The sequence below is a fragment of the Georgenia alba genome, from assembly GCF_042665525.1.
GTDB classification, from domain to species: Bacteria; Actinomycetota; Actinomycetes; order Actinomycetales; family Actinomycetaceae; genus Allobogoriella; species Allobogoriella alba.
Genome location: NZ_JBHTCQ010000002.1, coordinates 348008 through 361544, shown reverse-complemented (window position 1 = coordinate 361544; position 13537 = coordinate 348008). Strand labels below are relative to the sequence as shown.

General features: G+C 67.1%; 11 protein-coding genes. 9 read left to right on the top strand and 2 right to left on the bottom strand.

Translation table 11 applies throughout. The features are described 5' to 3' along the window. Window positions 1–108 precede the first annotated feature (108 nt). Together ACFQQL_RS11600 and ACFQQL_RS11595 are read right to left on the bottom strand one after the other, a co-directional pair. Window positions 109–1047, bottom strand: coding sequence for an amidohydrolase family protein (locus ACFQQL_RS11600; RefSeq protein ID WP_382394480.1), 939 nt, complete (start codon window positions 1045–1047; stop codon window positions 109–111). A gap of 5 nt (window positions 1048–1052) precedes the next feature. Then, window positions 1053–3029, bottom strand: coding sequence for an FAD-binding monooxygenase (locus ACFQQL_RS11595; protein ID WP_382394478.1), 1977 nt, complete (start codon window positions 3027–3029; stop codon window positions 1053–1055). Between the two features lie 279 nt (window positions 3030–3308). Between ACFQQL_RS11595 and ACFQQL_RS11590 the strand changes: the two genes are divergently transcribed. The 9 genes from ACFQQL_RS11590 (at window position 3309) to ACFQQL_RS11550 (ending at window position 13458) form a co-directional block, all read left to right on the top strand. Then, window positions 3309–4208, top strand: coding sequence for a MarR family winged helix-turn-helix transcriptional regulator (locus tag ACFQQL_RS11590; RefSeq protein ID WP_382395374.1), 900 nt, complete (start codon window positions 3309–3311; stop codon window positions 4206–4208). A 178-nt stretch (window positions 4209–4386) separates the two neighbouring features. Next, window positions 4387–5328 (top strand): ABC transporter substrate-binding protein, encoded by a 942-nt coding sequence (locus ACFQQL_RS11585; RefSeq protein WP_382394476.1) that lies wholly within the window; start codon window positions 4387–4389, stop codon window positions 5326–5328. Continuing rightward, window positions 5325–6191 carry an ABC transporter permease gene (locus tag ACFQQL_RS11580; protein WP_382394474.1) on the top strand — a complete coding sequence of 289 codons (867 nt, stop codon included), beginning with the start codon at window positions 5325–5327 and terminating at the stop codon, window positions 6189–6191. Before ACFQQL_RS11585 ends, ACFQQL_RS11580 begins: the two co-directional genes overlap by 4 nt. A 236-nt stretch (window positions 6192–6427) precedes the next feature. After that, the gene (locus ACFQQL_RS11575; protein WP_382394472.1) at window positions 6428–7003 is read left to right on the top strand and encodes an ABC transporter permease; all 576 of its coding nucleotides are present in this window, start codon (window positions 6428–6430) and stop codon (window positions 7001–7003) included. A gap of 52 nt (window positions 7004–7055) precedes the next feature. Continuing rightward, entirely contained in the window at window positions 7056–7787 is a 732-nt protein-coding gene (locus ACFQQL_RS11570; RefSeq protein ID WP_465254052.1) for an ABC transporter ATP-binding protein, read from the top strand. After that, window positions 7784–9436, top strand: coding sequence for a thiamine pyrophosphate-binding protein (locus tag ACFQQL_RS11565; RefSeq protein ID WP_382394468.1), 1653 nt, complete (start codon window positions 7784–7786; stop codon window positions 9434–9436). The genes ACFQQL_RS11570 and ACFQQL_RS11565 overlap by 4 nt, the downstream gene beginning before the upstream one ends. After that, on the top strand, window positions 9328–10968 hold the full coding sequence (locus tag ACFQQL_RS11560) for an FAD-dependent oxidoreductase (RefSeq protein WP_382394467.1): 1641 nt from the start codon (window positions 9328–9330) through the stop codon (window positions 10966–10968). The genes ACFQQL_RS11565 and ACFQQL_RS11560 overlap by 109 nt, the downstream gene beginning before the upstream one ends. Window positions 10969–10985: 17 nt before the next feature. Next, window positions 10986–12413, top strand: a complete 1428-nt coding sequence (locus ACFQQL_RS11555) for an aminomethyl transferase family protein (RefSeq protein ID WP_382394466.1) — start codon at window positions 10986–10988, stop codon at window positions 12411–12413. 49 nt (window positions 12414–12462) lie between these two features. Next, on the top strand, window positions 12463–13458 hold the full coding sequence (locus tag ACFQQL_RS11550; protein WP_382394465.1) for an acetamidase/formamidase family protein: 996 nt from the start codon (window positions 12463–12465) through the stop codon (window positions 13456–13458). Window positions 13459–13537: the final 79 nt, after the last annotated feature.

Here is a 13537-nt window from a genome sequence, read left to right as displayed (position 1 = left end):
GTGCTCTGTGAGCGAGACGACGACGTCGAACGCGCGCAGGAAGGCGGAGTCTGCCGGGTGCGGGCCGTCGGCGGATTGCGCGGGGCGGCCAAGGGGACGCGACAGCGTCTATTCGTCGTGGCCCAGCCGCGGTATCAGGTGCTCTGCAGCACCACGCTCGATCGAGCGCCTCGCGTGGTCGTCGAGACAATAGCGATCGAGCTGCTCTGTGAAGTACTCGGAGTTGTCCTCCCGCGCGTACGGCCAGTCACTGCCGTAGAGAACGTGTCCCGGCCGGGCGAACGCGAGCAGGCTCGGCATGCTGTCCGGGCTGCTGGTGAGCGCCGTGTCGAAATAGAACGACCGGGCGGCTTCCAGGAATCCCTCCCGGTCCACCACTCCCGACTCCCCTGTCGGCGTCAGGCTCGCAATCCGGTGGGCGGCATAGGGCAGCAGGCCGCCGCCGTGAGAGAGAATGACCTTGAGTCGTGAATGCCGGCGCAACACGCCGTGACGGACCATGTTGAGTGCCGCGCGTGTGGTGTCGAGCAGGAAGTCGGCGACGAAAACAGGTACGCCCGGGACCGGATCAGCCGGAAGTGCATTGGGATGCACGAACACCACCGCTTCGCGCCGGTCCAGTTCGGCCATCAGCTCTTCAAGGCGCGGGTCGCCGAGGTAGACGCCATCGCAGTTCGCGAGGAGGACCACGCCGTCACACCGGAGCTCATCGAACGCGTGCTCGACCTCACGGAGCGCACTGTCGATATCGGGTAACGGCAGGGCAGCGAACAGGCCGAATCGATCGGGCATGTCGCGGACCAGGTCAGCGGCATACTCGTTGACCTGTCGAGCCATCGCCGCCGCGCGCTCGACGTCGCCGAACCAGAATCCGGGCCGGGCGACAGAGAGCACCGAGGTGTCGACGCCCAACGTCGCCATCATCTCCAGTGCTTCATCCGAGCTCCATCGAGGCGTCGCCTGCCCACCGAAGAAGCCCTCCTCCTCCAGGTATCGCCGGTAGGCGGGCGGAACGTAGTGCGCGTGGGTGTCGATCTTGCCGGGCACGGAAGTCACCTCCTCGTCACGGTCTCGCCCGGCCGGACGGCGCTGCTGCCCCCGGCGGTTCGGGCGTCGGCCTGCACCATGAAGGCACCGAAGAACTGCGAAAGCTCGTCGTGGTGATCGAGCGGCAGGACGTGCGCAACATATTGGTCCGGCCGGACGACGACGATGCAACCGCGATCCCGATCGATACCTCGCAGGTCGAATATGTCCGGGGCCGACCTCAGGTTCGGGCAGAACACTTTCTCGTAATCCACCAAGCCATAGCGTCCCTTGTGCGGCAGCAGCAGGCTTGGCATGCCGACGACGGACAGGTCCCGGTGGCCTTGCTGCACCACGGCGCGAAGGTCGAGCACCGCGTCGATGTCCGCGCCGGCCGGCGTGAAGCGACGGACAGGGGATGCCTCATCGTTGGCGAGGTAGTCGCACAGGCGCCAGAGTGGCGAGCTGGGGTCACGGGGGTCAGCAGCGTCGGCAAAGGCGTAGAGGCGCCAGCGCCCGTCGGCCTCCGCCACGTGCCCCAGCTGCATCGGCTTGGCGTCGGCCAGCCGGACGACGGGCCCGGAGTGGAACCGCTCCCCGATGACGAAGCCCTCTGCAAGCCTCTGGTGATAGGACGGCCGGCAGATCACCGAGGCCTCGTACCGGGTCGCGACGCCGGCAGTGAACCGGCCCTGCTCGGTGTATAGCCGCTGCAACCCCGGGAGATCGCTCGCAACCGTCTCATCCCCAGCGTGCTCGGTACGGGCGCTGTGCATCGCCGCCCACTCTCGGTCGAAGTCGATAAGGCGCTGTGCGACTGCCTGCCGCTCCGCCGAGTACGTGCGCAGGAGCTCGGGCCTTGATCGACCCTGCAACACTGCGGCGAGCTTCCAGCCGAGGTTGAACCCGTCCTGCATCGAGACGTTCATGCCCTGCCCGGCCTTGGGACTGTGCGTGTGGCACGCGTCACCAGTGATGAAGACCCGCGGTAGGCAGGCGTCGACGTCAGGTGCCCGGACGTCGTCGAACCCGTCGGTGAGTCGCTGACCGATCTCGTAGACCGACCACCACACGACGTGACGCACGTCGAGCGTGTGCGGGTGGAGGATCCGACGGGCAGTATCGATGAGGGTGTCAACGGTGATGCCTCGTGAAGCCACACGCTCTCCGGGCTCCAGCTCATCGAGCTCGATGTAGAGCCGGAAGAGGTAGCCACCCTCGCGCGGAATCAGGACGATGTTTCCCGCCTTGGACTGGATCACGGCCTTGAACCGGACGTCTGGGAAGTCCGTGACGGCGAGCAGGTCCATCACTCCCCACGCCTGGTTGGCCGAGTCTCCCCGGAGTGCGCGACCAATCGCCTCGCGCACCGTGCTGTGCGCACCGTCGCAGCCGACCACGTACCGCGCCCGGACTCGTATCTCCTCCGTGGCATCGTCGCCCGCTCTCCGGAGCGTGACGTCGACTGGTGCGTCGCCGTCCTCGGGAATGCTCAACCCGGTCATCTCGACTCCATAGTCGGGCGTCAGCCTGCTGGGTGACCGCCCCATGACGTCGAGCAGCAACCCGTGGATCCGGGCCTGATTCACGATCACGTGGGGGAACTCCGACAACCCGTCCTCGACGTCCTGTATGCGGCCGCTCCGGGTTATCCGGCTGCTGCCCACGGCATCCGGCCGCCAGAAAACCGTCTCGTTCACCCAGTAGGCCTCCTTGAGCAAGCGCTCGCTGAGGCCGAAGGCGTCGAACATCTCGACCGACCGGCAGGCGACCCCGTCAGCCTGACCGAGTTCGAGCGGACCTGAGCGGCGCTCGACAATCCGCGTGGCGATGCTGGGAAAGGCCGCCAGCTGCGCGGCCAGGACCAGACCTGCAGGTCCGCTCCCGACAATGAGCACGTCTACCTCGTCGCCGGTCCGGAGCGGCTCGGTGCGCGATCGCCGAGGATCGACCGGATGGAGCTCTGGGTCGCCGTGCTGGAAGCCGTTCAGATGGAACTGCATGGGATCACCCTCTTGCGCATCCTGTTGGTCGCCAGGTCGCTTCGGATTCGAGACTTCGTTGAGTCGACTCCACGGCGATCCCCGACGTCGTCGTGCCGGGACTGACCTCCCGCAGCCGTCGCGACGAACAGTACTCCGTATACGGATTAACCTAGCGTCGATCCTTCATGGCTCCAATACCTCGAGGACGGGCTACGCCTTAGGCTGCTCGCCAGGCGAGTCGCTGGTACGGCCACGCGGAAGCGAATGCGAGACGGGAGAGTGGACCACTTGTCAGCTGTGGAGAGACGACCCCCGAAGAGCGCGGCCGTCACACTCCCGCTCGGCACGACTGTCGGCCACCTGCTTCGGAGAGCGCAGCAAGTGCATACCGCGCGATGGGCAGAGGAGTTCGACGGCGATCTCACGGGACCGCAGTACGCCCTGCTCAGCGCACTCACGCAGCGCCCGGCCACCGACCAGCGCTCCGCCGGGCGACTGGCCTCGCTCGACACATCGACAGCGGCGGACATCGTCGCCCGCCTGCAACGGAACGGGTGGCTCAGCCGCCACCGCGACCCGTCCGACGGCCGCCGCTACCTCCTGTCCCTCACGGCTCCGGCCCGGGCTGCGCTGCAACACATCACGCCGCGGGTGGCAGAGATCCAGCGGCTGCTCCTGGAACCGTTGGCCGCGGACGAACGCGCCTGGTTCATCAATTCTCTGGCCCGGGTGGCCTATGGCGGCGACCCTCCAAAGCTGCCGCCTGAGCCCAGCCAGAGTCGCGCCCTCCCCATGCCGACCACACCAGGCCACCTCATCCGGCGCGGAGAACAGCTGCACGGCATACATTGGGCGCGCCGCGTCGGGACGACCCTCACGCCGCCCCAGTACGGCCTTCTCGCCGCACTGGCCTGGAACTCGCCGATCGACCAGCGGACGGCGGGCGACCTCGCCTCTCTCGACAAGTCGAGCACGGCCGACATCGTCGCCCGGCTGGCGCGACGAGCCCTCGTCACCCGAGCGCCAGACGAGAAGGACCGCCGGCGAAAGCTGGTCGTGCTCACCAAGACGGCCCGCCAGCTCTTGCAGGAGATCACGCCGACGGTAGCGCTCGTACAGCAGGACCTGACTGCACCACTGTCCGGGCAAGACATCGACCGCTTCGTCGACCTTCTGCACACGGTCGCTTACCGCTGATCCTTCGCGGTCAGGTCGGCAGACCCTTGCACCGAATGCAACGCAGGTCTACCGTTCGTGTACGTACGAAAGGCCACTGGCGGCCTAGCTGCGATGGCGGCCTGCACGCTCCGACACTCAACGACTGGAGGACCGAGCGTTGTTTCGCAGACAAAGGGACCGCATCGCGCTGACCGGGGTGGCGCTCAGCCTCAGCCTGACGGCTGCCTGTGGTAGCAGCCCGGCCGACGGCGGCGAAGGCGGACAAGAGATAATTGCCATCACCGCCGGCGTCGCGGCGTCTCCGACCTCGGCCCCTCTCTTCATCGGGGTCGAGCAGGGGTTCTTCGAAGAGGAAGGCATCGACCTGACCCTGGACGACTCAGCGACCGGCGCTGGAGCGATCCCGCAGCTCATCAACGGTCAGCTCCAGGTGGCGCTTGGCGCCCTCTCACCGGCGATCACGGCAGTCGCTGAAGGCATACCCGTGGTCATGGTCTCGGGCTCGGTCAACGACCGCGAAGACCCTGCAGGCACCCAATACCAGACCCTTGTGCCCGGAGACAGTGACATCGAGTCGTTCTCTGACCTGGCTGGCCACACCGTGGGCGTCAACTCGCTCCGATGCTGTTGGGAGTTCTGGATCCGCGAAGCCATCGAGCAAGAGGGTGGCGACGCAAGCACGGTGGAGTTCCTCCAGCTGCCCTTCCCGGACGCGGCCACGGCACTGCGCCAGGGCGATGTCGACGCAATCAGCACGCTCCAGCCATTCGCCACCGCCCTCCGGCAAGAGGGCTTCCGGGACATCGGCGACTCGGCAGCCATTGCCTTCGACAACCCCAACAACGGCAACACCACGTACTACATGGCCCAGCAGTTCATCGAGGAGAACCCCGGAGTTCTCGAGCGGTGGCGCACTGCACTGCAGCGGTCGTCCGACTATGCGAACGAGCACCCGGAAGAGACTCGTTCCTACATCGTCGACCAGACGGGCACGGACGCCGCACTGGTCGACGCCGCTCCCCTGCCGATGTACACCGCGGAGATCGACCGGGAGACCATCGAGCGAGAAGCAGAGTTTCTCGTCAAGTACGGCGTGCTCGAGGAGGCCCCGGGCCTCGACGAGATCATCGCGCCGTGAAGGCAACCCTCACCTCACGCACGAAGGACATGTCGACCGAGTCGAGCGGTCCCGAACGGTCCGGCAACGTCGGAGCGAGCGCTGCGACCCCTGGGCGACGCCGGCTGGAGCGTTCTGTCCCGTGGGTCACGACGGTGGCGATCGTCGTGGTCGAAGAGCTGCTCAGCAGGGTCGGAGCTCTGCCCGACGAAGTGCCCCCGTTCACCGCTGTCGTGCAAGCGGCTGTCGGGCTCGTACCGACACCTGAGTTCGTGGCGAGCCTCATGGCCACCATCGGTCAGTTCGCCGCCGGCCTGGCGTCGGGAGCAGTTGTCGGTGTCGGTCTCGGCGTGACCGTCGGATCCGTGCCACTGCTGCACCGCCTCACGCATTACGTCCTGGACTTCCTGCGCTTCATTCCAGCCGTGGTCTACCTGCCCGTCCTGGTGCTCGTACTGGGCGCGACACCGCAGACCTGCTACATCCTCGCGGCTGTCGGCACGGTCTGGCCGATGCTGTTCCAGACGTACTACGGGGTCGTCGGGGTGCCACCGATCCTCAAGGACACCGGTCGAGTCTTCGGCCTGAAGCCCCACCAGCGACTCGTGCAGATCGTCCTGCCAGCGGTCTCCCCGTTCATCGCGACCGGGCTAAGGATCGCAGCATTGCATGCGTTGGTGGTCGTCGTCGCGGTCCAGATCATCACGACCGTAGACGGGCTGGGTCGGGACATCTCCGTCTACGCCACAAACGGCGTCTACCCAGAGATGTACGCGCTCGTCGGCATCGTCGGCCTGCTCGGGGTGTTCATCAACTTCCTGCTCGAGGCCCTCGAACGCCGCCTCCTGCACTGGCACAGCTCGCACCGGAAGAAGCAGTCATGACCGCGCCCAGCGACGCTAGAGCCACCGCCGCGCGGAACCGCAGGCAGTCGCCGACCCACCCCAGTCGGATCGCGACCTCACTCATCATCCCTGTCGGCATCATCGTCGCCTGGTGGTTCGGGTCAGCCAACAGCGCGTCGCCCTTCTATCCGCCGCTGAGCACTATCTTGCAGGCCTTCGCCGACAACTGGCTGTCCACACGGGTCGTCACCGACGTCCTGCCAAGCCTTGGACGCATGGTCACGGGGTACGCGATCGCCGTGGTCGTCGGCGTCGCGCTCGGCGCTCTCCTCGGACGGTTACCGCTCGTCGCCCGCGCCCTGAACCCGACTCTGCAGTTCGGCCGCGCCCTCCCGGCGACGGCACTCGTCCCCGTCAGCATCGTCCTGCTCGGTGTCGGCGACGTGCCGAAGATCGCCCTGATCGCCTTCGTCACCCTCTTCCCGGTCATGCTCAACACGATCGACGGCGTCCGGAGCGTGGATCCCGTGCTGGAGGACGTGTCCGGCTCCTACCGATTGACAAGGGCCCAGCGCGTGCTCCACGTACAACTCCCTGCGGCCGCGCCACAGGTGCTCGCCGGGATGCGCATCGCGCTCAGCGTCGCCTTCGTGATGATGGTCGTGACGGAGCTGGTCGCCGCAACCAACGGCATCGGGTACGTCACCCTGCAGGCGCAGCAGAGCTTTCAGGTGCCCTTGATGTGGTCCGGGATGCTGCTGCTCGGCATCCTCGGTGTCCTCGTCAACGGCCTCTTCGTCCTGGTGGAGCGCAGGCTCCTCCGCTGGTACGCCCAAGAACGGGAGGACTGACGTGCTCACGATCGATCGTCTGCAGAAGACGTACGACGTCTCTGGACGCCCCTTGGAGGTGCTTCGCGACATCACCTTCACCGTCGAGGAGGGTGAGTTCGTCACGGTGGTCGGCCCGTCCGGCGCGGGCAAGACCACACTGCTGCGTTGCCTTGCCGGACTGCTCCCCCGCTCCGGCGGATCGGTGACCCTAACGCGTACGGGGACCGTCATCGACTCCCCACCCAAGGAGATCGCCTGTGTGTTCCAGGACTACAGCCGCTCGCTGATGCCCTGGTTCAAGGTGGGGCGCAACGTCGGTCTGCCGCTCAAGAACACCATCCCCGACCGGCGCGACCGGCAGTCGGCGGTGGATGAGGCGCTCCACGAGGTAGGCCTTGACGGGTTCGCCGACTCCTACCCTTGGCAGCTCTCCGGCGGGATGCAGCAGCGGGTGGCGATTGCCCGCGCACTGGCATACCGCCCGGAGTTCTTGATCATGGACGAGCCGTTCGCGTCCGTGGACGCACAGACCCGCGCCGACCTCGAGGACCTCATACTGCGGGTCCGCCACGACACCGGCCTGACCGTCGTCCTCGTCACTCACGACATCGACGAGGCGGTCTACCTCGGAGACCGCGTGGTGGTGATGTCGGGCCGACCGACGGTGGTCACAGACGTGATCGGCGTCGACCTGCCGCGACCGCGCAGTCAGGTCACGACAAAGAGTCTGCCTCGGTTCGCCGAGCTGCGAACCGACGTTCTCAAGCTGATCACGCGGGCGACGACGGAGGCATCAGCGTGATCACCGCCGCGGTCATCGCGGCAGCGGCCGTACGACTGGGTGCCAAGCACCTGTTCATGCTCATGGGTGGGACGAACATGCACGTCATCCACCACTTCGCGGATGCGGGCGCCGCCCTTCACCACCTCCGGCACGAGAACGCCGTCGTCGGCGCAGCTGACGGCTACGCGCGCGCGACCGGAGATGTCGGCTGGAGCAGCGTGATCCAAGGACCTGGACTGACCAACGCCATGACGGCCCTGCGGACCGCCGTCAAAGCTCGAAGCCCGCAGGTCCTACTCCTTCCGGACACCTCAGCGGTCCCGCCCCGGCAGAACCCTTTCGAGGCGGGCGTCCAGGGGCTGGCCGCAGACGGGATCCTCGCCGATATCGGCGTGCCCGTCGTGCGAGTGAGCGCAGACACCGCCGCGCACGACACCGTCAGCGCGTACCTGACCGCGAAGCGGACCCGTTCGCCCGTGGCGCTCGTCATCCCGCACGGGGTCGAGACAGCGGCCAGCGCCGACGACGTCGAGAACGCGACCCGGCTGGTGGACGTCACGACAGCCCCAGTTGTGCCGTCGGACGCGGCGATCGACGCAGCCGAGCATGCGCTGCGTGACGCGAAGCAGGTGGTGATCCTCGCCGGGCGTGGCGCGGCGCACCCGGAGGCAACCGCACTGCTGGCACGTCTGGCCGAGCTCACCGGGGCGTACCTCGCGACGTCAGTCAAGGCCATCGGCATCTTCAACGACTCACCCGCGAACCTCGGCATCTTCGGTGGCTTCACGCACGCAGCGGGCAAGCAGGCGATCGACGAGGCGAACTGCGTCCTAGCCTTCGGTGCGAGCCTCAACCACCTGCAGACCCGTTCCTCGACGTACCTCACTGGCAAGGTCGTCGTGCAAGTCGACGCAGACGAGCTGGCGCTCAACAAGCATGACCGCGTGGCCGTCCCCGTGCACGGGGACACCATCGTCGTGGCACGGACGCTCGTCAGCAGGCTTGAGGCTTGCCCTCTCGAACCGGCCCGGAGCCTACCCACCGCACCGGCCGCGGAGCCCTGGGACGACGTCTCGGCAACTGACCAGCTCGACCCACGAGCGGTCGCCTCCACGCTGGACCGACTGCTTCCTGCAGAGCGGACCGTGGTTGTCGACAGCGGGCACTTCACATCCTGGCCGATCACACACATGCGTCACCGGGGCCCAGACACCATGCTGTGGACCGCGGACTTCGGAGCTGTCGGCTCCGGGATTGGCCCGAGCCTCGGTGCGGCGGTCGGGCGTCCGGACCGGACCACCGTCCTTGTCGTCGGCGACTGCGGCTTCTACATGGCCATGGGCGATCTCGAGGTCGCGGTCCGTGAACGTATCCCCCTCGTCGTTGCCTGCTTCAATGACGGCGCCGCCGGGTCCGAACTCCTCCTCGCGGAGTACGCAGACCTTTCGCCCGATGAGGCGATCTTCGGGGTCGCCGACCTCGCCAAGGCGGCAATCGGGCTCGGAGCAAGCGGCGTCGTCGTCGAGTCCCTCGACGACCTCGGCCATGCACTGAGTGCGTGGGACCGCACCGGACCACTCTTTCTCGACTTTCACATCACCAGGGCCGTGCACGCACCCCGGTACAAGGAGTACGACCACCGAACGACCGACGGGGCCGAACGCTGACTCCCCGACGAGACCGGCACACCGCACCTCCACGCGGCGAGACGTTCGAGACCGACGTCGCCGTCGTCGGTGCGGGCGCGGCTGGCGTAGCAGCCGGCATCGAGGCCCGCGACGCAGGCGCACGGGTCGTGGTCATCGAGCAGTTCGACGCCGCTGGTGGTACCGCGATCATCTCCGGTGGCGGCTGCCTAGTCGTGGACACGCCGCTCCAGCAGCAGTCCGAGATCGAAGACGGCCCCGAACTTGCGATTGCAGACTGGCTCGCCTGGGGTGGCCCGACCGTCGACGCGGATTGGGCACGCTTCTACGTCGAGCACTCGCTGCACGATGTGTACCACTGGGCCGAGACGCACGGGATCCGATGGATCGGACTAAGCCATCACGAGGGCAACACCGTTCCCCGATGGACCCGACCGAAGAACGGTGGCCTGGGCATGATGCGCGCTCTCATCGCTGCTTTCGACGAACGCGGCGGCAAGCTGCTGACCTCGACGAAGGTCCGGCGACTGCTCGTCGAGGACGGACGTGTCTGCGGCCTGGAAGGCCGCCGAGGCGAAGACGTTCCGATCCGAATCCGGGCGAGGGCGGTGGTGGTAGCCACCGGGGGCTTCGCGTCGAATCTCGAGATGGTCCTGACCGAGCGGCCCGACCTTGCCCGAGAACGCATCCTGCTCGGGTCCGGGCGTGGGGCCACAGGCTCAGGTCACCGTCTCGTAGCAGCTGCCGGCGGAGCGTCCTGTCACATGGACAACATCTGGTTCTACGTCCACGCGACGCCGGACCCACGCGACACTTCGGAGCACCGCGGGTTCGTCTTCCGGAAAGTACCGGGCAACGTCTGGGTGAACCAACGGGGCGAACGATTCCACAATGAGGCGCTTTCTGGCGGCAAGAGCGCCCTCCCAGCCCTACTTGCCCAGCGGCCTCGCCACTGCTGGGCCGTTCTCGACTCGGCGATGGCCAAGTCGCTAGAGATCGCGGACCCGTACTACCAGACGGGCGACGTCTCCTCGAGGGAGCGGGTCAACGAACTGCTCGAGACCTCACCACACATCAAGAAGGGCCACACGCTCGAGCAGCTCGCCATCGCGACGGGGATGCCCACGGCGGTCTTCGCACAGACGATCACGAGATACAACAGCTTCTTCGCCGCGGCTCTCGAGCGCGACCCGGATCACGGCAAGCCCCTCGCCGGATGCTCACCCCTTGGGGTGGCGCCGTACTACGCCATCCAGATGTTCCCGCTCGCACGCAAGACGCTCGGTGGTGTGCGGACCGACCTCAGGTGCCGCGTCCTGGACGAGAAGTCGGAGCCGATCGCCGGACTGTACGCGGCGGGTGAGGTCGCGGGCATGGCCGGCGGTCACATCAACGGTGCCGCCGCGCTCGAGGGAACGATGCTCGGCCCGTCCCTCTTCAGCGGCCGGGTCGCAGGCGGCTGGGCGGCGAAACAGGCAGGGGTGGGCCGTGGCTTCGTCGGCACACCAGCCGTTTCACCACGACGTTCCCGATCAACTGACGGACCCGTTTGAGAGAGGAATCGAAATCCGTGACCGCTGAAGCCAGCACGCGCTCGCTGCAGGACCTGATCGACGCGACCCCAGACCTTGTCGACTACCTGTACAACGACACCCCAGGCGCCCACAGCCGTACCCGGCCCGACCTGACCCCTGTCCGCCAGGAGTTCACCAACTGGCGTGACGAGCAGCGGTCATGGCGCGAGACGGCGATCCTCTTCGACCAGTCGCACCACATGCCGGAGCTCTTCGTTTCGGGCCCCGACGCCCGAAGGTTGCTCGGTCACATCGGCGTCAACAGCCTCGAGAACCTGCAGCCCGGCCGAGCAAAGCAGTTCATCGGCTGCACCCCTCGCGGCCACATGATCGGGGACTGCATCCTCTACGACCTGGGTGGCGAGACCTATGAGCTGGTGAGTAGCACCCCTCTGCTCAACTGGATCGAGTACCACGCCGCCACCGGCTCCTGGGACGTGCGCCTCGAGCGGGACAACAACACGTCGGACAACCCTACGGGCCGTCGAACCAAGTTCCGGTTCCAGCTGGACGGACCCAACGCCGGGGCGATCTTCGACGAGATCGTGGACGGCACGCCCCCTGACATTCCGTTCTTCCGGACTGCGAGGCTGACGATCGCAGGCGTCGACGTCATGGTTCTCCGCCACAGCATGTCCGGCCACCGGGGCGTGGAGATCTCGGGAGACTATCTGCACCGCGACGTCGTGCGCGATGCCATCCTCGAGGCGGGCGCGCAGCACGGGCTCCTCCGAGGCGGCGCGAAGACCTATTACAGCGCGAGCTTCGAAGGTGGGTGGATGGCGTATCCGCTGCCTGGTGTATACACGGGCGAGGAGCTGCGCCCATACCGGGAGTGGTTACCCGCCACCGGCTGGGAGGGACGGTTCCAGCTCGCCGGGAGCTTCCGCCCAGACAGCATCGAGGCGTACTACGTCACGCCGTTCGACATGGGCTACGGGAAGCTCGTCAAGTTCGACCACGACTTCATCGGGAAAGAGGCGCTCGAATCATTCGCGGCGAACCCGGCCCGGACCAAGGTGACCTTGGTCTGGAACAAGGACGACGTCCTGCGCATCGTCGGCTCGCTCCTCGACCCCGGAACTCCCTACAAGTATCTCGAGCTCCCGGTCGCTGACTATGGCAACCTCATGCACCGCGACGAGGTGCGGAGCCTCGACGGAGGACTCATCGGCCTAGCCACCAAGACCGGCTACAGCATCAACGAGCGCAAGTTGCTCTCGCTCGCAATGATCGACGTCGAGCACGCCACACCGGGCAAAGAGGTCGAAATCGTCTGGGGCGAACCCGATGGCGGCTCCCGTAAGCCCCAAGTCGAGCTGCACCAGCAGACGACCGTGCGTGCGACCGTGGCGGAGGCACCGTACGCAGCCACGGTGCGCCAGCGAGGGAGTGCGGCGGTCGGGGCAACGGGCGGTCGCTGACACGGCGCATGCGGGATGTCGCGAAACACCAGCATGGTCGAATGACCGCATGACGGAGCCCGCGTACGACGCGTACCTCAAAGCCACCAAGGAGACCTCGCTGTGGGGATGGTTCCCCACCAGCCGTGAGCCCGTGCTGACCGTGCCGTCCGGTGCGGTGGTGAAGATCGACGCGGTCAACCAGTTCGGCGTCTCCGCGGAGCAGGGGCCCGTCGCGTACTTCGAGGAGCTCGGCGTCCCTGCGGACGAGGTGATCCCCGAGCTGGCGGATATCGCGACGATCCCCCGCACGCCGGGCTCGTCCGGACACGTGCTGACCGGCCCGGTGCACGTCGAGGGTGCCGAGCCGGGTGACGTGCTCCAGGTCGACGTCCTGCACCTGGCGCCCCGGGTGCCCTACGGCGTCAACGTGACCGGCCCGCACTCCGGAGTCCTCAGGGGCACCGGGTTGATCCCCGAGCCCTCGACCCGGCTGCTGCGGCTGGACGAGCAGGAACGCGCCTACGACTTCGGCCACGGCATCCGGATCCCGTTCCGCCCGTTCGCCGGCATCACCGCCGTCGCCCCGCCCGACGACGCCGGCTTCGTCTCCGCCAACCCACCGGACCGGTGGGGCGGCAACATGGACATCAAGGACCTGACAGCCGGCTCCACGATCTACCTGCCCGTGTTCCAGCCCGGCGCGCAGTTCTACGTCGGCGACACCCACGGCGCCCAGGGCCACGGCGAGGTCGACCAGACCGCCGTCGAGCACTCGACGTCCTTCACCGCCCGGTTCACGTTGCGCAAGGGCCGGAGCCTGACCTGGCCCAGGGCCGAGCTGCCCGGCCACCACCTCGCGATGGGCGCCCACACCGACCTCGACGAGGCCCTCAAGATCGCCACCACCGAGGCGATCGCCCTCATCCGCGAGCAGACCGACGGCGCACTGTCGGTCACCGAGGCGTACCGCCTGTGCAGCCTCGCGGTCGACTTCGTCATCGCCGAGGCGGTGGACGGGAACCAGCTCGTCGTCGCCTACGTGCCGAAGGACCTGGTGGCGTAACCGACCGAACCGGTCACCGCAGTTCCGGGCCGCGAACAGGACTCGGCATAGCGCCGAGGCAGTTGACACGCCATCCGTA